Source organism: Kitasatospora sp. NEAU-69, assembly GCF_057158765.1.
Window position 1 is genome coordinate 1 of sequence record NZ_JBWXUE010000059.1, and the last position, 23569, is coordinate 23569.

The 23569-nt window shown below is 68.0% G+C and carries 20 protein-coding genes; 12 read left to right on the forward strand and 8 right to left on the reverse strand.

The features are described from left to right. Positions 1-256 precede the first annotated feature (256 nt). Entirely contained in the window at positions 257-1798 is a 1542-nt protein-coding gene (locus AC060L_RS36125) for an ISL3 family transposase (protein ID WP_483802898.1), read from the forward strand. Between the two features lie 444 nt (positions 1799-2242). After that, positions 2243-3613 (forward strand): helix-turn-helix transcriptional regulator, encoded by a 1371-nt coding sequence (locus AC060L_RS36130; protein ID WP_483803231.1) that lies wholly within the window; start codon positions 2243-2245, stop codon positions 3611-3613. Here the strand turns inward: AC060L_RS36130 and AC060L_RS36135 are convergent. From AC060L_RS36135 to AC060L_RS36145, 3 genes are all read right to left on the reverse strand, one after another. Then, positions 3594-5375: a S9 family peptidase gene (locus AC060L_RS36135; protein WP_483803232.1), complete on the reverse strand. Its 1782-nt coding sequence runs from the start codon at positions 5373-5375 to the stop codon at positions 3594-3596. The two genes, AC060L_RS36130 and AC060L_RS36135, sit on opposite strands and share 20 nt — an antisense overlap. Before the next feature lie 74 nt (positions 5376-5449). Further along, positions 5450-6136 carry a RibD family protein gene (locus AC060L_RS36140; protein WP_483803233.1) on the reverse strand — a complete coding sequence of 229 codons (687 nt, stop codon included), beginning with the start codon at positions 6134-6136 and terminating at the stop codon, positions 5450-5452. A 38-nt stretch (positions 6137-6174) separates the two neighbouring features. After that, positions 6175-7593 (reverse strand): helix-turn-helix transcriptional regulator, encoded by a 1419-nt coding sequence (locus AC060L_RS36145; RefSeq protein WP_483803234.1) that lies wholly within the window; start codon positions 7591-7593, stop codon positions 6175-6177. A 285-nt stretch (positions 7594-7878) separates the two neighbouring features. Here AC060L_RS36145 and AC060L_RS36150 point away from each other — a divergent pair, with 285 nt between their 5' ends. The 10 genes from AC060L_RS36150 (at position 7879) to AC060L_RS36195 (ending at position 18050) form a co-directional block, all read left to right on the forward strand. Beyond that, positions 7879-9069, forward strand: coding sequence for a hypothetical protein (locus AC060L_RS36150; RefSeq protein ID WP_483803235.1), 1191 nt, complete (start codon positions 7879-7881; stop codon positions 9067-9069). Between the two features lie 76 nt (positions 9070-9145). Further along, positions 9146-10063: an aminotransferase class IV gene (locus AC060L_RS36155; RefSeq protein ID WP_483803236.1), complete on the forward strand. Its 918-nt coding sequence runs from the start codon at positions 9146-9148 to the stop codon at positions 10061-10063. Then, positions 10060-10743, forward strand: a complete 684-nt coding sequence (locus AC060L_RS36160; RefSeq protein ID WP_483803237.1) for an HAD family hydrolase — start codon at positions 10060-10062, stop codon at positions 10741-10743. Before AC060L_RS36155 ends, AC060L_RS36160 begins: the two co-directional genes overlap by 4 nt. Positions 10744-10764: 21 nt before the next feature. Next, complete coding sequence (locus AC060L_RS36165) at positions 10765-11946, forward strand: glycosyltransferase family 4 protein (protein ID WP_483803238.1); 1182 nt, start codon at positions 10765-10767, stop codon at positions 11944-11946. Then, the gene (locus AC060L_RS36170) at positions 11939-13045 is read left to right on the forward strand and encodes a glycosyltransferase family protein (protein ID WP_483803239.1); all 1107 of its coding nucleotides are present in this window, start codon (positions 11939-11941) and stop codon (positions 13043-13045) included. Before AC060L_RS36165 ends, AC060L_RS36170 begins: the two co-directional genes overlap by 8 nt. Beyond that, on the forward strand, positions 13042-13854 hold the full coding sequence (locus AC060L_RS36175; RefSeq protein ID WP_483803240.1) for an inositol monophosphatase family protein: 813 nt from the start codon (positions 13042-13044) through the stop codon (positions 13852-13854). Before AC060L_RS36170 ends, AC060L_RS36175 begins: the two co-directional genes overlap by 4 nt. Next, positions 13838-14629 carry a class I SAM-dependent methyltransferase gene (locus tag AC060L_RS36180; protein ID WP_483803241.1) on the forward strand — a complete coding sequence of 264 codons (792 nt, stop codon included), beginning with the start codon at positions 13838-13840 and terminating at the stop codon, positions 14627-14629. The genes AC060L_RS36175 and AC060L_RS36180 overlap by 17 nt, the downstream gene beginning before the upstream one ends. Further along, positions 14626-15576, forward strand: coding sequence for a phosphotransferase family protein (locus AC060L_RS36185; RefSeq protein ID WP_483803242.1), 951 nt, complete (start codon positions 14626-14628; stop codon positions 15574-15576). The genes AC060L_RS36180 and AC060L_RS36185 overlap by 4 nt, the downstream gene beginning before the upstream one ends. Next, positions 15576-16124 carry an NUDIX domain-containing protein gene (locus tag AC060L_RS36190; RefSeq protein ID WP_483803243.1) on the forward strand — a complete coding sequence of 183 codons (549 nt, stop codon included), beginning with the start codon at positions 15576-15578 and terminating at the stop codon, positions 16122-16124. Before AC060L_RS36185 ends, AC060L_RS36190 begins: the two co-directional genes overlap by 1 nt. An 846-nt stretch (positions 16125-16970) precedes the next feature. Further along, a complete protein-coding gene (locus tag AC060L_RS36195; protein WP_483803244.1) occupies positions 16971-18050 on the forward strand; it encodes a terpene synthase family protein in 1080 nt (359 codons plus the stop codon). A gap of 219 nt (positions 18051-18269) precedes the next feature. On the opposite strand, the gene AC060L_RS36200 is transcribed toward AC060L_RS36195, so the two are convergent. The 5 genes from AC060L_RS36200 to AC060L_RS36220 all read right to left on the reverse strand — a co-directional run bounded on the left by AC060L_RS36200 (position 18270) and on the right by AC060L_RS36220 (position 23364). Then, positions 18270-18887: a hypothetical protein gene (locus AC060L_RS36200; RefSeq protein WP_483803245.1), complete on the reverse strand. Its 618-nt coding sequence runs from the start codon at positions 18885-18887 to the stop codon at positions 18270-18272. Further along, positions 18884-20101, reverse strand: a complete 1218-nt coding sequence (locus AC060L_RS36205; RefSeq protein WP_483803246.1) for an MAB_1171c family putative transporter — start codon at positions 20099-20101, stop codon at positions 18884-18886. Before AC060L_RS36205 ends, AC060L_RS36200 begins: the two co-directional genes overlap by 4 nt. Positions 20102-20106: 5 nt before the next feature. Beyond that, entirely contained in the window at positions 20107-20682 is a 576-nt protein-coding gene (locus AC060L_RS36210) for a hypothetical protein (RefSeq protein ID WP_483803247.1), read from the reverse strand. 270 nt (positions 20683-20952) lie between these two features. Beyond that, entirely contained in the window at positions 20953-21387 is a 435-nt protein-coding gene (locus AC060L_RS36215; protein ID WP_483803248.1) for a helix-turn-helix domain-containing protein, read from the reverse strand. A gap of 384 nt (positions 21388-21771) precedes the next feature. Continuing rightward, a complete protein-coding gene (locus AC060L_RS36220; protein WP_483803249.1) occupies positions 21772-23364 on the reverse strand; it encodes an ISL3 family transposase in 1593 nt (530 codons plus the stop codon). Positions 23365-23569: the final 205 nt, after the last annotated feature.

Consider the following 23569-nt stretch of genomic DNA (forward strand, 5'->3'; position numbering starts at 1 on the left):
CACAGGACCTCTCCGACCGGTTCGCTGATGCTTCGCAAACACCAGCAAACCGGACGGAGGGGTCTCCTTCGATAAGGAAGCGATCAGGAACACCACAGGTCAGACGGCCATCCACCTGGAATTCCGGGGTTCTGATCCACTCTATGTGGAGCGATGACGGAGCGTCATTCACCTGTGGAAGGATCATCGTTCGTGTGACTGCAGCGTGCTCTGGACGGCCTTCTCCCATCTCTCGACGGTGACCGTGGAGGGGGTCGTGGTCGACGCCACCGCGGTGACCCTCTCGGCGCGGACCGCCACCGCGCGGGCCACTTGCCCGGGGTGCGGTGTGGCTTCGGGGCGCGTCCATGGCGGGTACCGGCGGCAGCTGGCGGATGTATCGGTGTCCGGCCACAAGACCGTGATCGACCTGTTGGTGCGGCGTTTCATATGCTCGGCCGTGGAGTGCCATCGCAGGACTTTCGTCGAACAGGTGGAAGGGCTCACCGAGCGGTTCGCGCGCCGCACGTCCACCCTGCGACGGGCACTGGAGCGGATCGCGCTGGCGCTGGCCGGCCGCCCTGCGGCCCGGCTGGCCGCGCACCTGTCCATCGAGACGAGCGCGAACTCCCTGCTCAGACTACTGCGGAGGCTTCCCGACGGGCCGGTCGGCACCGCGCCGCGGGTCCTGGGGGTGGACGACTTCGCGTTCAAGAAGGGCCACGTCTACGGAACGATCCTGCTGGACATGGAGACGGGCGAGCGCGTCGACGTGCTGCCCGACCGGAGGGCGGAGACGTTCACCGCGTGGCTGCGCGAGCACCCCGGCGTCGAGATCGTGTGCAGGGACCGGGCCAGCGCCTACGCGGAGGCTGTCCGCTCGGCAGTACCGGGAGCGGTGCAGGTCGCGGACAGGTTTCATTTGTGGAAGAACCTCTGCGAGGCCGCCGAGAAGTGCGTCGCCGCACACCGCGCCTGCCTGGCGGAAGCCACCGAAGAATCACCACCGGACGAACCGACGGCCGGTCCCGACAGCGATGTTCTCCCCGAACCCTCGCCGACGGCGGCAGAAGGAGCCCGTGCAACCAGGCGACGCGAACGCCACACTGCCGTACACGAGTTGTTCGACAAAGGGGTCGGGATCTACGCGATCGCCAAGACCCTGGGACTGGACCCGAAGACGGTCGGAAAGTACGCGCACGCGGCCACAGTCGAAGACGTGCCCACCAGCGACGGCCACCGTGACACCCAGATCCGGCCCTACCTCCCCCACCTGCATCAACGCTGGAACGAAGGCTGCACCGACGCCGCCCGGCTATCCGCGGAGATCCGCGAGCTCGGCTTCCGGGGCAGCGCCCGGACGGTGCGTCGCCACCTGCAACCCGTGCGCGCCGCGGGGAAGCCAGCACCAAAAGTCGCCGCGGCACTGACCGTTCGGCAGGCGACCAGGCTGATCACCCGCCGACCGACGTCGCTCGGCGAGGACGAGAAGGCCAAGCTCAAGGGCCTACTGGCGCGATGCCCCGAACTCGACGCCGTCGCTGAGTGCGTACGCACCTTCGCAGAGATGATGAACGGCAAGCGTGGAGCCGAGCTCAACGACTGGCTGGTCCATGCGGAGGCGACACAACAGTCCCCACTTCGCAGCCTGGCGCGCGGCCTCCGCCAGGACTTCGCCGCCGTGACGGCCGGACTGACCCTGGAGTGGAACTCCGGCAAGGTCGAGGGCAACGTCAACCGCATCAAGCGGATCAAAAGGGACGGGTACGGCCGCGCCGACTTCGACCTACTCCGGCTCCAAATCCTCCGCGCCGACTGACCACAGTGACCCTCCGCAACCGCTCCACATAGAGTGGATCAGAACCAATTCCGGTGGCCATCAGCCTGGACCCGGCTGGCCACACACCTGGACTTTGCCACGGCCGCCGACAGCCTGTTCGTCGGGCACGGCCGTGCCGTGCGGTCTGGAGTCGGAGACCTAGCCGGAATCCGAAGGGGTAGGTGCGTGTGCCGCGTAGGGGCTACGTGCGCCTGTGGGCGGTCGAAGAGGCGGGCTGTGCGAGCGGGACGGCGAGTTGCCGTGCAGTGATCTGCGGCGACCACCTTCGCTGTGGTCGATTGCAGATCGTTTCGGCAGATCACACAGAATCACTGCCAAGTTGCTTGGAACAGAGCAAACTTGCTGCGTACATGTGGTGCCCATGCGACAAAGCCGCCGCTGAGCTGCAGTGTCGCCGGAATCAAGAAGTTCAGGAGGCAGCCAATGGTCGTCAAGAGGAGGCCAGCCCTGGTTGCCCAGAGGGAGCTGGTCGGCCACACACAGGAGACTCTCGCGGGCGCTCTGAGCGTGGATCGGTCAACGGTTCACCGCTGGGAGAGTGGGAAGGGAGACCCGCGGCCATGGCTCCGGCCCCGCCTGGCGGCAGAGCTGGGCATCTCCGTGGCTCGGTTGCACGAACTTCTGACGGCCGACGGAGGAGCCGAAATCGAGGCCGATCAGCATGGGCCGGCGATGGACACCGCATTCCCGGCCGGACGAGGAGCAGTTGAGCAGCCCAAGGGGCCGACGGAAGCCGTCGCAAGCGGAATCCAACTCAGCAACAGCGAAGCCCAGGTGGCGGACTGGGCAGCCGGCTTCCGGTCTCCGGCGACACTGCTGACGGATGGTCGGCTATGGGCGACTGCCGACGACGTCGCGGTCGCCGACGACATGCTCGCGATGTTCCGCCAGCTCGACCACACCCACGGCGCCGGGCCGTTCGCCACTCAGGTGACCAGCTACATCGACACCGAACTCGCGAGGCTGCTCGTCTGCCCTGCGGCGAACGACGATGTGGTCCACACCAGGGCCCGGGTGGCCACCGGCTTCCTTGAGCTTGCCGGCTACCAGGCCGTCGACACCGGAGAACCGAACCGGGCTCAGGCCTACTACCTGCGTGCGCTCGCGTTGACGACTGCGCCCCAGAATCAGGCCTACGGTGCCTATCTCGTTGCGGTGAATCTCGGTCACCTGGCCCTGCACAGCCGTCAGCCGCGCGCCGCACTCCGCTGGGCTGAGTCCGCGGCGGTAGCAGCAGCGAGCACTGCCGCGAGTCCCGCGACGCGGGCCGCCATCGCCGCGGTCCGAGCCCGGGCCCACGCCCGGATGGGCCAGGAGCAGGAGGCCACCGCGCTGATCATTCAGGCCGAGCAACTGCTCGATGCGTCCGTTCCCGCGGACGAACCTTTGTGGATCAGGTACTTCACACCCGCATACCTGGCAGACGAGGTCGCGCATTGCCTGCACGACCTCGGCCGGTCCCCAGCCGCCCGTGGCCACCTCTCGGACGCCATCGAGGGTGTTGGGCGCGACAAGGTGCGCCGCCTGGCGATCGACGCCGCCCTGCTCGCGTCGACGTGGCTGCGCACGGGTGACGTCGACCAAGCGTGTGCCACGGGCCGCGATGCCGTGAACTACGCAGCCAGGACCTCGTCCGGGCGTTGCGTCCAGCGCGTCGCCGACGTTCTGGTCGGCCTCGATACCCACACCGACTACGCGCCGGTGGCCGAGCTGCGCGAGTACGCGCGCCTGGTCCTGCCGGCTGCGGACCGGGCCGCTTCGGCTATGGCTACGGCTACGGCTCGCGGAGCATGAGCCTTTCGTAGAAGTCGAGCTCGGCCACCAGTGCGCTCTCCAGCGCGGCCGGCGCGGACAGGTAGTGGCCGACGCCCTCCAGGAACAGGGCCTCGTGGGGGCGTCCGAGTGCCGCGAGGTCGTTGGCGAGTCGTCTGGCGTCGTCGGCTGCTGCGATGTCGTCGGCGGTACCGTGGATGAGCAGGACCGGTACGCGCACGTCATCTGCGCGGACTTGCCCTGCCGGGCCGGCCAGGATCGCTGCGTGGGGTCGCTGGAAGCGCGGGACGGCTTTCTCCCAGCGCGCCGGGTCGATGATCGCGGAGGTAGCGGTCGCTGCAGTGAACGGGCCTTGGTGGCAGGCAGCCTGCAGCGCGGTGTATCCGCCGGCGCTGGCGCCGGTGATGAAGACGGCGTTCGGCTGCACCTGACCGCTCTTCAGCAGATGGTGGGCGACGGCCGTGCAGTCCTCGACGTCGTACTCGCCCCAGTGCCCGTGAAGGGACTGCCGAAAGGCCCGCCCCTGGCCGGTGCTGCCGCGGTAGGCCACCTCCGCGACGGCGAAGCCTCGGCTGACGAAGAACTGCACTGCCCAGTCCAAGCGCAGTGGGACGTCGTCGGTCGGTCCCGGGTGAGCGCGGACGATCAGCGGAGCGGGGAGGCCCCGGTCGGGCTGGTGCAGCAGGTAACGGATGGAGAAGTCGGCGGTGCGGACGCTGCGGATTTCAGGTGGCGAGCCGGTGGACGGGCCAGGTCCGGCGCTGAGCCTGAGCGGCAGCGCCGGCCGTTCGCCCGGCTTGGCCAGGTCGACCGTGCGTACGGATGGTCGGCTGGTGGGGGTCGAACCGATGACGAACGCTCGGTTGCCGAGTGCCGCGACGTACGGCTTGATCGACGTCAGGTCGGTGGCGTGACGGGTTCGCCGACCGTCGGGGTCGATCGACAGCAGTTGGGTGCGGATGCCGTCGTAGACGGTCAGCACGATCTGCCCGGAGTCGGTGAAGGCGTACGACCTGTATCCGCCCTCCCACGGGGCGGGCGCGCAGTCGGCGTCCATCGGGGCCACCGCCTCGATCAGCTCGCCCCGCCAACGGTAGAGATTCCACCACCCGGTTCGATCGGACATGAAGTACAGCAACCCGTCCGGGCCCCAGAGCGGCTGGACCACCGCTTCCTGCTCACCGCCGGCCAGTACACGGCCTGGGCCTGACCGGGCAGGCAGCACGTCGGTCAGCAGGAGCCGGGAGGAGTCCCACGGCATCCGGTCGGCGTCCCACTCCACGTACGCGAGGGCGCCGCGGTGCAGCTGCGGGGCAGCGAGGAAGCCGGTCGACCTGACCAGCACCTGGACCTCGCCCTCGGGGGTGATCTCGACGATCTGATCACCGTGGTCGTTGCCCCGGACGGCGAGCAGGCTGTCCTCGGCGAGGTGCAGTTCGCCGTAGTGGTAGCCGTCGGCCACAGCAACGGCCGGCTCCGGCTCGGCGCCTGTCCGGCACCGGTAGACCTTGCCGTCCTCTGCGACTACCCACTGCGTATCGGCGGCGACCGCGAAGGAGCCGCCGCCGTAGGCGTGAAGACAGCCGCCCACTGACAGTCCCGGCGGAGTCTGCGCCCGGGCCGGAGCGTCCATGCCTGCGCGCATCAGCCGGCGGGCCCCGCCCAGGTCGGGATCGGACTGGAGCCACCACAGAGCGCCGCCCGAGATCAGCAGCTCATCGTGTGACACCTGCTTGCGAGTCACCCACCGCGCCGCGAGCGGCTCGCCGTCCACGTCGGTCATCCGTTCCCCTCGGCCGTCGATGTACCTGGGATCGAAGGCTATCCGTCCAACGGGGCAATGCCGCAGGGAAGGGCTCAGATGCCGCTGCTCTCCTTCGGTGCGTAGCGCAGCAGGACGACGTCGCCGATCGGCTGGGCCTCGATCAGCTTCATCCGCCGGGCGCTGCCGCCAGGGAACTGGGCGGGCCGGACGAAGCGCGGGGCGTCGGCGTCCCCGACGAGCAGGGGCGCGACGGCGATGTGCACCTCGTCGGCCAGGCCCTGGGAGAGGAACTGGGTGTGGATCGAGCTGCCGCCCTCGACCATCAGGCGCTTGACGCCTCGGGTGGCCAGGTCTTCGAGGAGCGTACCGAAGTCCACCGTCGGGCCGGTGCTGACGATGTCGGCGAGTCCGTCCAGGCTGTCGCGCAGTTTCGGCGCGGCAGTGTCGGTGGTGTAGACGACCTTCTTGTCGCCGAAGTGCCAGAACTTGAGGTCGCGGTCGAGGTCGCCGCTGGCGGAGATGGTGACCTTGAGCGGATATTCGGGCTTGCCCGCTGCGGTTCGCTCCTCGCGGCGCTTGTCGCTGTAGACGAGCAGCCTCGGGTTGTCGCTGCGCAAGGTGTTGCCGCCGATGAGGATGGCGTCCGCCTCGGATCGGACCTGGTCGACGCGGTCGAAGTCCTCGGCATTCGACAGGAGCAGACGCTGCGGTGAGCTGTCGTCGATGTACCCGTCGATGGAGGTGGCGACGCTCAGCAGGACGAAGGGGCGGTCGGCCATCGTGCGATCCGTTCTCTCGGGCGTGAAGTCCACCCTGATCAGACTTCATGGAACATCATGCTGTCGAGCGCCTGCTGAAATTCAATCACTTCTGGTGCAGCACACCACGGTTGGAGTAACGCGTCGAGGTCGGCCAGCTCGCTGAAGATCCGGGCCGATCCGGTGACGGCGCCGATCGACAGAGCCTCGGCCGCGGTGGTGGCAGCCAACTCTGGGCCGACCGCGTGGAGCTGGGCGACGGCGGATCGGGCGAGGTAGACGCCGCGGTCACGGCGATAGGACGCCGGCAGAGCACGGATCGCCCGCTCGAAGCCGAGCACTGCCGCCTCGTGGCGGCCCAGGAGGGACAGGGAACGGGCTCGTTGCGCCTCCACGTAGGCCGCGTCCAGCCAACGTCCTCGGCCGGCAACTGCCTCAGTCCCGCTGTTGACCAGGGCAAGGGCCTGGTCGTAGGCGCGTTGGGAGGCGAGTTCGTCGCCGAGCAGGGCGTGGCCGTGTGCACCGTAGACCGCGCCCATGGCGCTGAGTCGAGTGCCTGGGCGGGCCAACCGCTGCGCGACATCGGCAAGGTCGACGGCGTCGACCGACTCCTTCATATCACCGGCGAGTTGGGACTTGCGCGCCATGACGTAGGTCGTCAGGTCGGCGTCTCCGGAGCCACTGGACCAGTCGACCGCTCGATCCGCCCAGTACTGGGCGGCGGGGTGGTCGCCGCTGTCCTGGTACAGCCAGCTGCAGAACTCCGCGTACTCGGCCTGCACTTGCAGGAGGTCCCGCCGGTCACGGCCGGTCGCCTCACTGCGAAGGCGCTGAACGAGGCGGATGTGCTGCTGTGCGGTGGTGACGACATTGCGGGGCCCGAGGACGTTGTCGCACTCGGCGAGTGACCGCCGCAGGGTCCGCATGTTCTCCACCGGGTGTACGTCGGGGGAGAGAGTGGGGAGCGACCCGGGTAACAGCTGGGCGGAGCGCCCAGAGAGCACCGTCACGCCGGCCGCTGCCGTGATTCCGCGAAGCAGTGCTCTGCGCGGCATGGTCACGAAGATGATCCTTCCGTCTGAGGTCCGGCAGCCGACTCGGACGTCCCCGTTCATGAGCGCCATGGAGGTACCCGCGCGCATGACGTCGGGCCGTAGCTCGCTCTGCCGGGCCGGGACTGTGGGCCCCTCGCTCGACGCCGAGCGACTGTCGGGCTTCGGGGGAGGGGCCGCGATCATTGGCTGGGCCGGCAGGGTATGAGCCGGCCGACTGGCCTGCGTCAGCAGCTCGTTCAGTTCGTCCAGGCTGACGCCCAGAAGGGCAGCCAGCTTCGGTCTCTGCCATGGCTGTGGTTCGCCGAGTCCCCGCTCCCATCGGCCGATTGTCGAACGTTCGACGCCGGAGGCCTCGGCTAACGATTCCTGTGTGAAGCCGGCGCTCTTCCGGTGCTGGATGAAACGCTCGCGCTTGCGGCCCATCGGCCGTCACCCCCAACTGTGGCGAATCGTCCGCCGGCAGAACATGCCAGGCCGTGCCCCGGTTTCCCCCAGCGATGCCACACCAGTGCATCAATTCTGCTCTGTTCCAGGCTGGTTGGAGGCGCTTTGGTGGAGACCCGGCGAAGTCCAACGCCAATGTGGAGGACGCCTGGGCTGAACGTCCCCGGACGTCTTCGAGGCGTTCCGGGAGAGGCTGCGCACAAACCACCATCGACGATGGGACTCACCATGCACTTCCCGTATGTTGTTCAGCCGCTCACGTCGATGCTCGCTTCCCGCTGGGACCGGGAGTACATGAGCCGCCGGGACCGGCCCCGCGACCTGGAAGAGGGGCTGTGGCGGCGCACGCAGGACCCCCGCAACGTGGAGGAGTCGGGCTGGTCGGGCCCGCAGGATGCGCGCCGTCGGATCCTGCACTACCGGTACCGCTACGCCGCCCAGACGGGCACAGACGGACCGCAGTTGATCCTTCCCGAGCTGTACATCCACCACAGCGCCTCCTACCCGGCCGACGAACTCGGCGCTCACCATGACATCGTTCAGAAGGCCTTGGCCGACGGTGGCTGGCAGCGCACCGGAGCCGGTGGGCACTGGCAGCGCGGAGACTTCCGCTGCACGGTGACGGCGTACCGGATCCACCCGAAGGACATCGCCGCCGGTCGCACGCTGCCCCGCGGGTACGAGAGCTTGGACGTGACCGTCACCTCTGCCGGTCCCATGCCGACCACCCGGGACCGGGACATGCCGTGGCAGGTCATGGCTGCCGGGATGCGGATCAAGGAGCAACGCGGCAATCCCGTACAGATCCCGGACTTGGCGGCGATCAAGGACTTCCTGCCGTTCCAGGTGGAGCTTGGCTGCGGCATGTCGGTGGAGGCCGGTATCCCGCCGTTGCACCGGCTGCACGAGGTCTACCGGGTGACCGACATGGCCGACCACAAGTTCATCCTGTCGCCTCAGCGTGACACCTTCCTGGCGGAGCTCCTGGGCACGCCGGAGGAGAAGCTGCCGGAGCTGACGGAGATGACCCGCTCCTGCCTGCAGGCCGAGCCGACCGTCGGCCACCGGGCGCTGCGCGCCCTGGCAGACGCCGGGGCGATGGTCGGTCCGGTGATCACCAACAACTTCGACGGGCTGATGGCCCGGGTCGGCCTGGACGAGCACTATGTGCGCCGGTACCACGAGCAGATCCCGGACGTCCCGTTCCTGCCCGGCACCCGGTCCCTGCTGGTGATCGGCAGCCATGCCGACCGCCGCCGGGTGCAGGCCCGGGCGCGCGAGCGCGGCCTGAAGGTCTTCTACCTCGACCGCGAGGGCTTCGAGGAGGGCGGCGTGTTCAAGCCCTACCCCGTCGAAGGCGCGCAGGACGGCGACTTCCTGTGCCGGCGCGAGGCCATCCCGGCCCTCCTCGAACTTGCCGCCCACCTCGACGTGCGGATTCCCCCGGCCGTCTGACCTTTGCTGTGCGGTGCTCCCGGGCCCGGGGCCCACATCTCTACTTCAACGTCCCTTCATCACCATGGAGTTGCTGATGAGCGATGAGAAGCCGACGCTGATCTGGCACAACGGTGCCGTCGTGCCCTGGGAGAACGCGACGGTCCACGTCACCTCCGAGACCGCGATGCGCGGGCTGAGCGTCTTCGAGGGCCTGCGCGGCTACTGGCACCAGGAAGCCGACCGGCTCGCCTTGGTCAGGCCGGCGGCGCACCTGGAGCGCCTGGAGACGTCCGCCCGGCTGATGCAGATCCCCAGCGAGGGCCTGGCCGCACAGATCAGGGCGGGCATCCTGGAACTGCTCAAGGAGCTGGACCCGCGGCACGACGTGTACCTGCGGCCGACGCTGTACGTGGACACCGGCCGCTACACCGCGCAGCGCAACGAAGTGACGATCGGCACCTGGGTGGCCTGCTATCCGGTCGGACCGCGCCCGGCGGAGCCGCTGCGGTGTGTGGTCAGCCGCTGGCAGCGCATCCCCGACGTGGCGATGCCGACCGCGGCGAAGGTCGGTGCCGCGTACACGGCGTTCCGCCTCGCCCGGCTGGAGGCACTGGCTGTCGGGGCGGACGAGGCGATCCTCCTCAACGCGGCCGGCAGCGTCGCGGAGACCGGCGGCGCTGCGGTGTTCACCGCGCGGCGCGGGCGGATCGTGACGCCGCCCTTGGCCGACGGGCTGCTGGACAGCATCACTCGCCGCACCGTGATCGACCTCGCCCAGACCATGGGCATCCCGGTCGCCGAACAGCCCGTGACCCGCAGCGACCTCTACACGGCGGACGAAGTGTTCGTGGCCGGGACGCTGGACGAGGTGCGCGTCGTCGGCGAGGTGGACGGCCACCGGCCACGCGCGGCCGGATTCCCGATCGGCACCGCGGTCCGCGACGCCTATCTGGCGATGTGTGCGGGCACCCGCCTGCCGTTGGACGACGCGTTTCTGGAGATGACGCCATGACCGGCAACGAGCTGCCGAAGGCTGTTCTGCTCGACATCGGGATGACGCTGATCCACCCCAGTGGCCAGGTCATGTCCGAGGAGCTGGCCAAGGCCGGCGCTGCAGGCATCGACCCGGCCGCCGCCGAGGCCGCACTCGCGGTTGCTGCCGAAGCCCACCACTTCGACTTCCCGCGCTGGCTCGACCGCTCGCAGAAGGTCGGTGTCACCTGGGGTCCGCTGCTCGGCCTCTCACCCGAGACCGGCCGGGCGGCATGGGTGGCGTGCGCCGCCCGACCGGACCTGTATCGCGACCTCGATCCCGACGCTGTCGCTGTCCTGGAGCAGATGCGGGCCTGGGGGATCCAGGTGGCCGCCGTGTCGAATTCGGACGGCACGCTGCACGAGGAGCTCGAGCGCTTTGGTCTGTCGGAGCTCTTCGACGTCGTGGTGGACTCCACGCTCGTCGGGGTCGAGAAGCCCCAGCCGGCGATCTTCGCGGAGGCGTTGCGGCAGGTCGGCTGCTCGCCTGGCGAGGCGCTGTTCGTGGGTGACGGACTGGTCAACGACATCTTCGGCGCCTACCGGGCCGGGGTCACCCGCACTGTGCTGTACGACCGGCACCGGGTGTACCGGCAGCTGCCCGTCCCGGTGATCACCCGTCTGTCGGAACTCCTCCACCACTTGCTTGTCGGCCTCTGACACCCACCACGAGGGGAAAGCATGCGCATCGGCCTGGTCAGCACCACGTACCGGCCCAGAACCGGCGGTCTGGAGACCCACGTCACCACGCTCGCCGAACACCTCGTCCAGGCCGGCCATCGGGTCACCGTCATCACCAACCGGGACCAGAGCGGGCACCCTGGCGAGTCTGTCGAGAACGGGGTCCGGGTGATTCGGGCCGGGGCCCTGCTGGCTGCACCCGACCCGCACGAAGTGCCCTGGGAGCGAGCTCTGTTCGGGCTACTGAAGGACTTCGATCCGCTGGCCGACGAGCGGTTCGACGTGATCCACACCCACACCCAGGCCGCGCTGCTGCTGGCCTCGATGGCCGGCCTCGACCTGCGGGCACCGATCGTGGCCTCGTTCCACGAGACCCGACCCGAGACGGAGCCGCGCGGAACGGCTCGCTCTCGGTTCGTCCTAACCCGCTGCCCCGCCGTTCTGGTCCTGGCCGGCAGTGAGGCGTTCGCACGTCAGGCCAGGGCCTTCGGCTTCCCGCACGATCTGATCCGCACCGTGCACCTGGGCCTTCCTCAGCGTGAGCGGGTCAACAGCCGTTCCACTGCAAGGCAGTTGCTGAAGCGAGCGGCCGGCGTGCCGGCCGACGGTGTGCTGATCGCGCTGACCGGCCGCTACACGCCCCGCAAGGCCCAGCACCGCCTGCTGGACGCGTTCCAGCTCATGCAGCAGCGCGAGCGTGCCCGCGTCGTCCTGCTCGGCTCCCGCAACGGCTCCGACGCCGAGTACCTGACTTGGATCACCTACCGAGCCGCCGGGATGGGAGATCGGGTGACGGTCCTTCAGGATCAGCCCGACATGGTCAGGGACCTGCTGATGGAAGCAGTCGACATCGTCACTCAGCCCAGCGTCACCGAAGGTCTCGGCCTGGCCTGTATCGAGGGGATGCAGTGCGGTGCCCCGGCCGTCGTCAATGACACCGCCGGCCTACGCGAAGTCGTCACCCCGGCCACCGGTCACCTCATCGACTCCGCCGACGCCCGCGCCTACGCCGCCGCACTGGACACCCTCGTCGGGTCCGCCGCCGGCCGCCGCCAACTCGGCCAGGCGGCTCAGGATCGCGCGAGGACCGTGTTCGGCATGGACCGGTGCGCGACGGCGACGACCGCGGTGTATGCCGAAGCCGTCAGCATCCCCCGATCCGTGGGAGCCTTCCGTGTCTGAGTACTCGCGACCGACTCTCGGCATCTGGGGCCCGGGGCCGGACGACAAGAGCGGCGTCGCCGCCTACATCACCACGTCGCTGCCCCACCTCGCCCACCGGTTCCGTCCCCAGCGGCTCACCGGTCCTGAGGCCGGCACCGACCGGTTCGACCACGTGCTCTACCACCTGGGCAACAACGAGCTGCACCACGGCGCGTTCCGGGCTCTGGCCGAGCGACCCGGCCCGGTCCTGCTGCACGAGTACAACAACCTGAACTACTACTACGAGAGTTGGGACGCTGTACCCAGCAGGGAACAAGCAGCCGTCCTGGCGACGCTCGGCGCCGCACTTGGCACCGCCTTTCCCACCCGCGGCGACCTCGAACGGTACTTTCGGCACCACCCCGAAATCGACCGGTTCAGCATCGATGCCGGGATCGAGCGCCTGGCCATCGAGGCCGCCACCGTCGTCCTGGTCCACTCCCCGCACGTCGCGGCGTACCTCCGCGACCGCTACCCAGCCGCCGAGATCCGGCACCTGCCGTTCCCCGTCTCTTCGCTCGCCTCGAACGGCCCGTCCGCGCGGACCCGTTACGGCATCCCGGTCGGCGCCTACCTCTACGCGACGTTCGGGTTCCTCGGCGCCTACAAGCGGATCCCGAACATCCTGGCGGCCTGGCAGGAGTGGGCCGACCGGCCAGGCGACGCCATGTTGCTCCTGGCGGGGGAGGCTCGCGATGGCCTGCTGGTGCCCACCGACCCGACCGTCGTGCACACCGGCTACCTGCCTGCCGCGGACTTCAGCGCCCTGCTGCTCGCGGTGGACTGCGGTATCCAGCTACGCGAGCCCTGGCTCGGGGAGACCTCCGGGCCGGCGTCCGCGCTGATCGCACACCACCGGCCCGTCATCCTCAGCGACGTTCCCGGAATGCACTCCGGCCCCGCCGCCGACGGCCAACTCCTCGTCCCCACCGGGCCGGACGAGTCGTCCGCGCTTATCGACGCGATGCGCAGCCAGTACCGGCGGCCGCGCACCGCACCGCGCTTCGACCCCCGGTTCTCCTGGGAGTCCTGGACCGAGGAGATCACCGCCGCGCTCACCACCCGGACACTGCGGTGAACCCGACCCACCCCACCGACCGGTGGCAGCAGCAGCTCGCCCCCGCTGTCGAGCAGGCCGCCGCCCGTCTGATGCGGACCTGGACCGCATGGCCTGCCGCAGCCGCCAACCGCGCGCGTGCCAAGCCGGATGGCACCTTGGTCTGCGATGCCGACACGGCCAGCGAGCAGATCCTGCTCTCCGCGATCCGGGCCGCAGACCCGGACGGGCGGATCATCACCGAGGAGGACCCGGCCACCCACCACGGCTACGACGGTGATGCCACGCTGTGGTTCATCGACCCGCTCGACGGTACCCGCCAGTACCTGGGCGGGTCACCGGACTTCGCGATCCTCGTCAGCGCCTGGCAGCACGGCAGCCCGCTGTTCTCCATCGCGGTGTTCCCCGCATGGAACATCCGTGCTCTCGCTGCCCACGACACGCTGCAGCTCCACCCGACCATTCCCGCCCAGCACTGCCCCCAGCCGGTGCACGCCTGCTACTGCGACCTGCCGGCCGTGCGCGACTGCCTGCCGGACGGGACGCCCTACCTCGTCGATGCCTTCGAATCGACGAGGGCCCTGGTCGATGTCGCCCGCGGGACCGCGGCCGGCGCCGTGGTCGAGATGTGCGGTCACCGGGCCTGGGACATTGCCGCGCCCTGCCACCTGATCAGTGCCAGCGGACGGACCGTCACCAACGAGGTGGGACAACCCATCTGCCTGGACCGGCCTGACATCTCGGCCCGCTACGTGGTCGCCGCTGCCAGCAGCACCCTGCATGCCAGCCTCCTCAGCGCACTGGAGAACCCCCATGACCCATGCCCCTGAACCCGCAGAACCCGACTCTGCCCTTCCTCCCGCACCGGGGCAGTGGGCTCAGGACTTCTTCGACCAGGGCTTCGAGACAACCTTCCGCGCCCTCGGGAAGTACGACACCACCACCGCCGACCTCGACGCGTTGTGTTTTCGCCCGTTCATGCGGCCCGGCGCCTCGATCCTCGACGTGCCGTGCGGCTTCGGCCGGCACGCCGGGCCCCTGGCCGAACGCGGCTTTCAGGTCACCGGTATCGACGCCTCCGCCGAGCAGATCAGCCAGGCCCGTCGACGGCACCCGAAGGCCACCTTCGTTCAATCCGACATGCGAACCCCGCCGCCCGGCCCCTTCGACGTGGTCCTCAACCTGTGGACCAGCTTCGGCTACCTGGACACCCCCGACGAGGACCAACAAGCCCTCGCCGCCTGGGCCGCAGTGCTCAAGCCCGGCGGGCATCTGGTCATGGAACTCACCACCCGCGAACGCGCCGAGTACGAGAACCGGCGCGCAGCGGAACCCATCAGTACCAAAAGCGTTACGCACGAGGGCGTCACCGAAGACGCCTGGTACGACTGGGAGGCACGCACCGCACACGTCCGCTACACGCGGCCCGGCTGGTCTCGCGCTTGCCGAACCCGCATGTACTCCCGCCCCGAGCTGCACGTCATGCTCACCGCCGCCGGCTTCAGCACCGTCACTTTCGCAGGCGACTTCGCCGGCGGGCCCGTCCAGCCGCAGAACCGCACCGTCGTCATCGCCACCACACCCACCCAGAGGCACCACCTGTGATCACCCGCCGAGACTCCAGCAGCATCACCGAGCACGCCGAGAGCAAGCTCCTGGCCGCCTACGGCCTCACCACCGCCGACCTCCTCGCCGCCGGCACCGAGGCCCGCGTCTACGCCCTGAGCGGTGACCGCGTCCTCAAGATCTACGCAGACCCCGACCAGCGCGAAGCCCTGGAGACGCTCGCCGACTTCTACGGGCGCCTCGACCGCACGAGCGTGCCCTGCGCGCTGCCGCTCATCCAGCACATCGAGCAGGTCGGCCCACTGCTGGCCGTCACCGAGACCAGGCTCCCCGGCAGCCCCATGGGCGACATCCTCAACCTGACTACGCCCGAGACCGAAGCGACCTACCTCCAGGCCGTCACCGACCTGGCCGGCCTGCGGCTCACCGTCCCCCTCGGCCGCCGCATGCTGCTCACCCACCCCCAGCAGCCCGAGGCCGGTTCCGGCGACTGGAACGCGTTCCTCGCCGAGCTTCTGCATCGCAAGCTGCCAGCCGTCCTCCCGGAGCTGCAGCAGGACGTCCCCGGCATCGAGGACCTCACTTGGCGCCTCCTGGAGCGCCTGGACATGCCGTATGCCGGCCCCGAGGGCGTGATTCACGGAGACCTGTACCCGGACAACCTCCTCGTTGCCGAGGGCAAGGTGAGCGCGGTCATCGACTTCGGCACGTTCACCATGATCGGCGACCCGCTCTATGACCTGGCCGGCGCGTGCATCTACTACCGCATGTACGACAGCGACCGGGCAGAGGTCCGATCCCGACTACTGCGGCGCGCCGCCAGCACACTGCCCCGCCCACGGCAGCAGCACCTCACCGACTACGTGCACCTGATCGCCCTGCTGTCCTGCGACCTCTACCCCGAGCCGCAGGCCCACATCCGCACAACAGGCCACTACCAGTGGGCCGTCGACGTGCTGAACTCGCCAACCGAATGGATGCCCTGATGGCGTTTCCGACCCAACCCCATCCGGACAAGGGGGACTGGCTCCCACCCGATCAGTACATCGCGACCCTCCCACGTGCGACCGCCTACGCCTCCTTGTACGTCACCGACTCCCAGGGGCGGCCCGTCCTGCTGAACTCCTCGGTGTACAAGACCGACAGGGGCCAGGTCTGGCAGTTCCCCGGCGGGAACCTTGACCTGGGTGAGTCGCCCCGAGCCGCGGCAGAGCGGGAGACCCTGGAGGAGACCGGCCTCGCGCTGAGCTGCGGTCGGCTCCTCGCTGTTCATTTCCTTCCGCCCGAGCCGTACTGGCCGGCGGCGAAGTTCGGGCTGATCTTCGACGGCGGGGCGTGCACCACCGACCAGCTGGCCGGGATCCGCCTCGACCCCGCCGAGCACACCGAATGGGACGCACGGGCCGTACCGGCCTGGGGCGCAGTTCTCACCCCTCGCTCCTACGACCGGCTCAAGGCGGTGGAGCTGGCAGCTCTGTCCGGCACCACGGCCTACATCGAACATCAGGCCCCCGGCTATATCGACCACGTCTGACACACCGACTGGAGGTCGTGATCGTGAGCCTTCGTCGCCTGACTGGACGGGATTGGGGAGGCTTGCGGAGCAGAAACTGGCGGGGAGTCAGCTCAGTTGAGCATCAACTCGATGGATGGCGAGGGAAGTCGTGGATCGTCTCGCTGATGTCATTGCATTCGCTGTTCGAGAGGTCATGAGTCTGGTTCGTGAACGGTCACGAGATCCCGCCCGATCGTTCTGATCGGGGGGATCTTGCCGTTTTGGGGCTTGTGCCAGGGAGTGTCCGAACTCGGCTGGTCCCGGGGGTGATGTTCGGCGGTCTGTTGCGGTGGTTCGGAAGGTGCTTTGGAGAGGGCATGCCGGGGCCTGCCGTTGGGGTGCGGACCAACAGCGGCTGGGGGTCGGGTATTTCGGGACACGGGGGAGTGCTGGTCAGCCGAGAGGTGGAGGGAGCGCGTTGTCGGTGGGCGGCATTGAGGTGATCCGGTCGTAGCCCTGGTCGCTGCGGCCGTGGGCGAGGGGCTCGTGGGGTTGGCGATGTTGATGTCATGGCCCTTGGGGTGGCCGTTGAGGCCCTCCACCGGACTGCAGCGGATACGACGCCATTGCGCCGTGCTGGAACGGACCTCTCATGGTGCTGACCAGCCGAGACGGCGATTCAATCCGGAATGACTCCTTCTGTTGACGGGCGCTGACTATGCGTCAGTTTGCTGCTTTCCCAGTCGGGGAAGTGAGTTGGGCGACGTCCCGCCTGTGCTCCCGGGGCGCTGAGGGGTGCCCGGCGCAAGCGCGGTGGGCAGCACGGCCACAGACGTTCATGCCCGCACCAAGTGGGCGGCTCGGCAGTCTTCCTCTGGAGAGTCCGTGATTCCTTCCCCAAGTCCGACCGGCCCGGGTACCTCCGCCGCTGAGGCGCACTCCCACGAGCCGGGGCCGGGGCCGGGGCCCGCGCCCGGGCGCGCCGGCCAGGGCCACGCTCCGTTTCACCTTCCGTTCCCCACCCGAATAAACCCGGACTTCGACTGGGGACGCCGCGAGGAACTGCGCTGGATCCACTCGCTGGGCATTCTCAGTCCCGACCAACTCAACCGTTACGAGGCCGGACGGTACGCGGAACTCGCCTGTCGCCTGTACCCGCAGACCGAAGGCGAGGACCTGGCACTCGCGGTGTGCGTCCTGGGCTGGTTCTTCCCCTTCGATGACATGGTCTTCAGCCACAGTCAGGGATCCCCCGAGAAGGCAGCCGAGATCGTTGCGCCGTTTCGCTCGATCGTGGCCGGGAGCGGGCCGCCTCCCGGAGACGGAAGCGCCCAGGCCGTGCTCGCCCGGGAGTTCCATGACATATGGCACCGCCTCAACGACGGCATGCCCGCAGACTGGCGTACACGGCACGCGACCAGCTGGGACGGCTACCTGAACTCCCACATCGTCGAAACCCGGTGGCAGCAGCCCGGCATGGTGCCGACGACCGAGGCCGAGTACAACACCACACGGATGTGGTCAGTCGGCATGTATCCGCCCATCGACATGACCGAACGCTTCGCCCACTTCGTCCTGCCCGCCGCCGCGGCCGCCCTGCCACAGATCGCAGACATGCGCAGGCACGTCTGCCTCCTGGTGGCCCATGAGAACGACATATTCTCCGCAAACAAGGAGACCGGCGTCGGCGACAACTCCAACCTGGTTCGCATCCTGGAGCACCAGGGAATGGAGCGCCACGCCGCGGTCGACCACGTGTTGGGGCTGCTCCACAGGCGCTTGGAGACCTTCCTGCGCCAGGAGCGCGAGGTGGCCGCCGTTGCCGCTGGTTTGCCCCTGACCACCCGGGAGTTGGCCGACATGCACCGCTTCATCTCCGAATCGCTGTGCAACATCCTTCGCGCTACTCAGACGTGGCACAACGCCAGTGGTCGCTATACCGATAGCGGCGGGGCGTGCCTGTGACACTGGCCAGCCTCGACACAACTACCGACAGCCGTACCATCCGCGGCAGGTGTGTCGTGAGAGGCGGGGGACGCCGGCTGGCGTGATGACGAACCGGGGAGTGACCTTCGGTCAACTGATCGTCCAGCTCAGCTAACTCGCTTATGTCTCCGGTGAAGGTCGTAGTTCCCAGCTCCTCGTGGGACATATTCGGCAACCATGGCGAGCGCAGGCCTACGCTCAGCGCAGGAGAACGAAGGTGAGGGCCGCGGTGCCGCCCAGGGCGGTGCCGGCGAGGATCTGCGCGACCGTGTGTGCCTTGAGGATGATCCGTGACCAGCCGATCGCGGCAGCGAGCAGGACGGTGGGAAGCATCCAGGGCCCGAAGGCGAGCAGGAGAATCATGACGGTGCCTCCCGCTACGGAGTTGTGGATCGAGATCTGCCATCCGACCGTGACGAGCAGGGACGACACGAGGCCGACGAGCATGGCGACCACAAGGGCGGAGACGTCGGCGGGAGCATCCAGGACGTACAGCAGGGAGATGCCCACAGCGACCGAGATGAGGCTCAGGGCCATGGGGACGACGCGCTGGCGCCGGACCCGTATGTGCTTGTCGGTCAGCTCGCCACGCTTGACACCGAGCAGGACGATGCTGACCGGGATCACGCCGCAGAAGAGAGCGGCCAGCAGACCCCATCCCAGGCCGGCCCACGACTGAGTACTGTGCCAGCCCACGAGCAGTAGCAAGGCGATCACGAGGTTCGCGGGCGCGAGGACGTCCGTGGTGATCTTGGCTGCCTTCTGCGTCGGAGTGCAGTCGGTGAAGGCGGGTGGGGCCGGCGGTGAGAACGTCATGAGGTGACTCCGGAGACGGAATTGGTCAGTCGCTCGAGCTGGGCCTGAGCGAACGTGGTGGCGAGGTCGGAGAAGTAGGCGTGGGACAGCGCGAGCAGAAGACTCGCCTCGGTGTCGAGGTCGGCGCCGGACTGAGCCGGCGCTTCGGGGCTTCCAGCAGTTGGGAGTCCTGCGCGATGAGCCTCGCGAGCGGCGCGGATCCAGCAGGCTTCGGCGGCGGTGGTCGCGGCCGGTCCGGTGATCCCGGCGTCCTCGACGAAGTCGGCCGCGCGCAGGCGGACTGACACCGGCGCGCCGCCGTTGAGGATGAGGATCGCATCGCGGATCTCGATCGTCCTCCGGTACAGCCGGTCGCGAGCGCCGCGGATGCTGAGGAACTCCCAGAGCCGGTGCCGCTTGTGGCCGTACCGGATGTGTGGTGCCGCCTCGCTCAGGTGGTCCCACATGGGGTAGAGCCTGACGAGGAACCAGTGGTGCCGTGCGATGGAGCGGGCCTTCGGGTAGGTCGGCATGGTGCTACCGACCGAGATCAGCAGGAGCGGGACCAGCGCCAGCAGGGCGTTGAGTACCTCGTCCGTTTCGGGCGAGACCGGGTGGAACGCGAATCTCCCGAAGAAGATCATCGCGGCGCGATGAATCGTGTAGACAATGCCGATGGTTGTTCCGACGCTGATCAGCGTCAGCCCGTGCCGGAGTGCGGCAGGTCCTGGGCGCCGCGACCACTGCCACGCGAGCCTCGACGCCGTCGTCATCGCCCAGCCGAAGTAGGTCGTCCAGGTCAGCACGTAGGCCAGGACCCAAGGGTCATTCGGGTACGCCAGGAGGAGATCGGGAGCTTCGCGGGGACGGTCAGCAACCACGAACAGGGCGATCATCACAAGGACGGTGGTCGCCGGGATCAGCACCCGGGAGCGCAGCGGCGCCGTGCCGGGTGGGGCCGGCGCCGAACTTGCGAGCGTGTCGGCAAGAAACGCCAGGAGGCAGGCGGCTGCGGTGACGGCCGAGACGTGCTTGAGAAGTGCTGCGGCGCTGTTGACCCCAGTGACTCGGTCGAGCCATCTTGTCGCAGCGTCGGTGGCGAAGCACATTTCTATGGCCAGTACGAAGAAGGCCGCCCACAGCGGGCGCTTCTCTCTTTGTCGCAGAGCGCCAGGGGCCCGCCAGGCTGTGATCGCCCATAGCGCGATGCAGATGGTTATGTTGATTACGGGCATGCGATCTACTCGGTGAGGGCGTTCATGAGATGACTGGAAAGCGGGTCTGCGGGACGCCTTGCAGCTTCCTCGACGTCACGGATTCGGCGCGCAATCAGGCCGGCAAGCCCTTCGGCGTCTTTCTCGTCCGCATGTGTGTAGCTGGTTCGCCCGAGGAGACTGACGATCCGGTTCAGTGGGAACCCGGCCCACTCCTCGACGCTGAGCACCTCCGCTAGCGCCCGGCGACGCCCGTCACTCAAGGGAAGTGGCTCGTGTGCATCTGTCGGTATGCACGAGTGCCCCAGGAGCATGTGACACAGCTCGTGCAGGACGATATGAGAGCGATGCAGCGGGCTGGTCGCATTCTCAACGAAGATGTGGTCGGAAGCGTCCAGGGCGATCCAGGCACCACACGGTGTCCTGTTGGACGATCCGTTGTGCTCCATGGCATGGATGTGGATCGGCCTGCCGCGCATTCCGGCAATACTCTCGCACAGCTGCTCAACGGTGAATGGGAGCGCTATGTCGAGGCTGGCCACTATCGCAGCAGAACCACTGCTGATTCCGCCGCCCTGGCTCTTCTTGCGCCAGTTCCGCATGTCTGTTTCCCGTTCTTAAATGCCTTCCATGACCTTAGTTCCGGAGGTCAAAGCTTAGGTCAGCCGCGAGCGGGTCAACTGTGACCGGGATAACTGGATTGGTCTGCAAAATTGCGGAGAGTTAGGGTGTTGCGGCGTAGAGTCGCGAAATTATGCGGATCCCCGACTTGTGTAGTTACGTACAGTGACTAAGTGCGTTATCTAAACGTTATCTGACGGAAAATTAGATACCTCTAGCGCCCTGTCGGATGGCGCTCGGTTCCTTGTGCTCTAGCCGTTCTCGAGTCCTTCTAGAGAGCGTGCGCGCTCGACCCAGGAGGCGATTGTGCTGATCGTCTCCTTGGATAGGCCGTCTGCACGCAGCGCGAGATTTCGGACATCTGCGTCCTTGATGAACTGCTCCAGGTCTTCCTGGGTGGCTGGCGTGGGCTGCTCGCGGGCCGGTGGGGGTTCGTCGTCGAGGAAGTAGGAGGCGCGGACCCCGAATGCCTTGGCGAGAGCCTTGAGCGTGGATGCCGTCGGGTTGTCCTTTGCGCCACTGCGGAGCTTCTGGATCAGGCTGGCGCTTACCCCTGCCGAGGAGTCGCCTGACTGAGCGGCGTGCTCCAGGGTTCTATCGGCCACCTCCTGGTTCGTCAGCTGCCGCCCCGAGGGATGTGGGCAGGTGTCGAAGAGGTGGTTGAGTCTGAGCTGGATGGCTCCCATGGTTGCTCCATCGGGGTGCGGTGATAGGCACACTCTAGTCCGTGCTGATCTTCGAGTGGCACAAGCGGGCGGACTTTAGTCTCCCTGCATGACGTACTTTGGTGTAAGTTGATCACGGTCGAGATGCACACCAAAGTCCGTATGGCCTGGTCAAGCGGTGTGAAGAGGGTGGATGTGTGACCCCTGCTCGCCCTATGGTTCTGGTCCCGCCGTGAAGGCCGGCGGACCGCGAGGGGGGAGGCAGCGTTGATTCACGCGACGGCCTGAAATGATGTCGGCGGCCGTGGCAAAGTCCAGGTGTGTGGCCAGCCGGGTCCAGGCTGATGGCCACCGGAATTGGTTCTGATCCACTCTATGTGGAGCGGTTGCGGAGGGTCACTGTGGTCAGTCGGCGCGGAGGATTTGGAGCCGGAGTAGGTCGAAGTCGGCGCGGCCGTACCCGTCCCTTTTGATCCGCTTGATGCGGTTGACGTTGCCCTCGACCTTGCCGGAGTTCCACTCCAGGGTCAGTCCGGCCGTCACGGCGGCGAAGTCCTGGCGGAGGCCGCGCGCCAGGCTGCGAAGTGGGGACTGTTGTGTCGCCTCCGCATGGACCAGCCAGTCGTTGAGCTCGGCTCCACGCTTGCCGTTCATCATCTCTGCGAAGGTGCGTACGCACTCAGCGACGGCGTCGAGTTCGGGGCATCGCGCCAGTAGGCCCTTGAGCTTGGCCTTCTCGTCCTCGCCGAGCGACGTCGGTCGGCGGGTGATCAGCCTGGTCGCCTGCCGAACGGTCAGTGCCGCGGCGACTTTTGGTGCTGGCTTCCCCGCGGCGCGCACGGGTTGCAGGTGGCGACGCACCGTCCGGGCGCTGCCCCGGAAGCCGAGCTCGCGGATCTCCGCGGATAGCCGGGCGGCGTCGGTGCAGCCTTCGTTCCAGCGTTGATGCAGGTGGGGGAGGTAGGGCCGGATCTGGGTGTCACGGTGGCCGTCGCTGGTGGGCACGTCTTCGACTGTGGCCGCGTGCGCGTACTTTCCGACCGTCTTCGGGTCCAGTCCCAGGGTCTTGGCGATCGCGTAGATCCCGACCCCTTTGTCGAACAACTCGTGTACGGCAGTGTGGCGTTCGCGTCGCCTGGTTGCACGGGCTCCTTCTGCCGCCGTCGGCGAGGGTTCGGGGAGAACATCGCTGTCGGGACCGGCCGTCGGTTCGTCCGGTGGTGATTCTTCGGTGGCTTCCGCCAGGCAGGCGCGGTGTGCGGCGACGCACTTCTCGGCGGCCTCGCAGAGGTTCTTCCACAAATGAAACCTGTCCGCGACCTGCACCGCTCCCGGTACTGCCGAGCGGACAGCCTCCGCGTAGGCGCTGGCCCGGTCCCTGCACACGATCTCGACGCCGGGGTGCTCGCGCAGCCACGCGGTGAACGTCTCCGCCCTCCGGTCGGGCAGCACGTCGACGCGCTCGCCCGTCTCCATGTCCAGCAGGATCGTTCCGTAGACGTGGCCCTTCTTGAACGCGAAGTCGTCCACCCCCAGGACCCGCGGCGCGGTGCCGACCGGCCCGTCGGGAAGCCTCCGCAGTAGTCTGAGCAGGGAGTTCGCGCTCGTCTCGATGGACAGGTGCGCGGCCAGCCGGGCCGCAGGGCGGCCGGCCAGCGCCAGCGCGATCCGCTCCAGTGCCCGTCGCAGGGTGGACGTGCGGCGCGCGAACCGCTCGGTGAGCCCTTCCACCTGTTCGACGAAAGTCCTGCGATGGCACTCCACGGCCGAGCATATGAAACGCCGCACCAACAGGTCGATCACGGTCTTGTGGCCGGACACCGATACATCCGCCAGCTGCCGCCGGTACCCGCCATGGACGCGCCCCGAAGCCACACCGCACCCCGGGCAAGTGGCCCGCGCGGTGGCGGTCCGCGCCGAGAGGGTCACCGCGGTGGCGTCGACCACGACCCCCTCCACGGTCACCGTCGAGAGATGGGAGAAGGCCGTCCAGAGCACGCTGCAGTCACACGAACGATGATCCTTCCACAGGTGAATGACGCTCCGTCATCGCTCCACATAGAGTGGATCAGAACCCCGGAATTCCAGGTGGATGGCCGTCTGACCTGTGGTGTTCCTGATCGCTTCCTTATCGAAGGAGACCCCTCCGTCCGGTTTGCTGGTGTTTGCGAAGCATCAGCGAACCGGTCGGAGAGGTCCTGTG

Excerpts from the sequence above, each read along its gene's own strand:
- AC060L_RS36130 (WP_483803231.1), top strand. The coding sequence starts at position 2,243 with ATGGTCGTCAAGAGGAGGCCAGCCCTGGTTGCCCAGAGGGAGCTGGTC.
- AC060L_RS36135 (WP_483803232.1), bottom strand. The coding sequence starts at position 5,375 with ATGACCGACGTGGACGGCGAGCCGCTCGCGGCGCGGTGGGTGACTCGC.
- AC060L_RS36140 (WP_483803233.1), bottom strand. The coding sequence starts at position 6,136 with ATGGCCGACCGCCCCTTCGTCCTGCTGAGCGTCGCCACCTCCATCGAC.
- AC060L_RS36145 (WP_483803234.1), bottom strand. The coding sequence starts at position 7,593 with ATGGGCCGCAAGCGCGAGCGTTTCATCCAGCACCGGAAGAGCGCCGGC.
- AC060L_RS36150 (WP_483803235.1), top strand. The coding sequence starts at position 7,879 with ATGCTCGCTTCCCGCTGGGACCGGGAGTACATGAGCCGCCGGGACCGG.
- AC060L_RS36155 (WP_483803236.1), top strand. The coding sequence starts at position 9,146 with ATGAGCGATGAGAAGCCGACGCTGATCTGGCACAACGGTGCCGTCGTG.
- AC060L_RS36160 (WP_483803237.1), top strand. The coding sequence starts at position 10,060 with ATGACCGGCAACGAGCTGCCGAAGGCTGTTCTGCTCGACATCGGGATG.
- AC060L_RS36165 (WP_483803238.1), top strand. The coding sequence starts at position 10,765 with ATGCGCATCGGCCTGGTCAGCACCACGTACCGGCCCAGAACCGGCGGT.
- AC060L_RS36180 (WP_483803241.1), top strand. The coding sequence starts at position 13,838 with ATGACCCATGCCCCTGAACCCGCAGAACCCGACTCTGCCCTTCCTCCC.
- AC060L_RS36190 (WP_483803243.1), top strand. The coding sequence starts at position 15,576 with ATGGCGTTTCCGACCCAACCCCATCCGGACAAGGGGGACTGGCTCCCA.
- AC060L_RS36200 (WP_483803245.1), bottom strand. The coding sequence starts at position 18,887 with ATGACGTTCTCACCGCCGGCCCCACCCGCCTTCACCGACTGCACTCCG.
- AC060L_RS36205 (WP_483803246.1), bottom strand. The coding sequence starts at position 20,101 with ATGCCCGTAATCAACATAACCATCTGCATCGCGCTATGGGCGATCACA.
- AC060L_RS36210 (WP_483803247.1), bottom strand. The coding sequence starts at position 20,682 with ATGCGGAACTGGCGCAAGAAGAGCCAGGGCGGCGGAATCAGCAGTGGT.
- AC060L_RS36215 (WP_483803248.1), bottom strand. The coding sequence starts at position 21,387 with ATGGGAGCCATCCAGCTCAGACTCAACCACCTCTTCGACACCTGCCCA.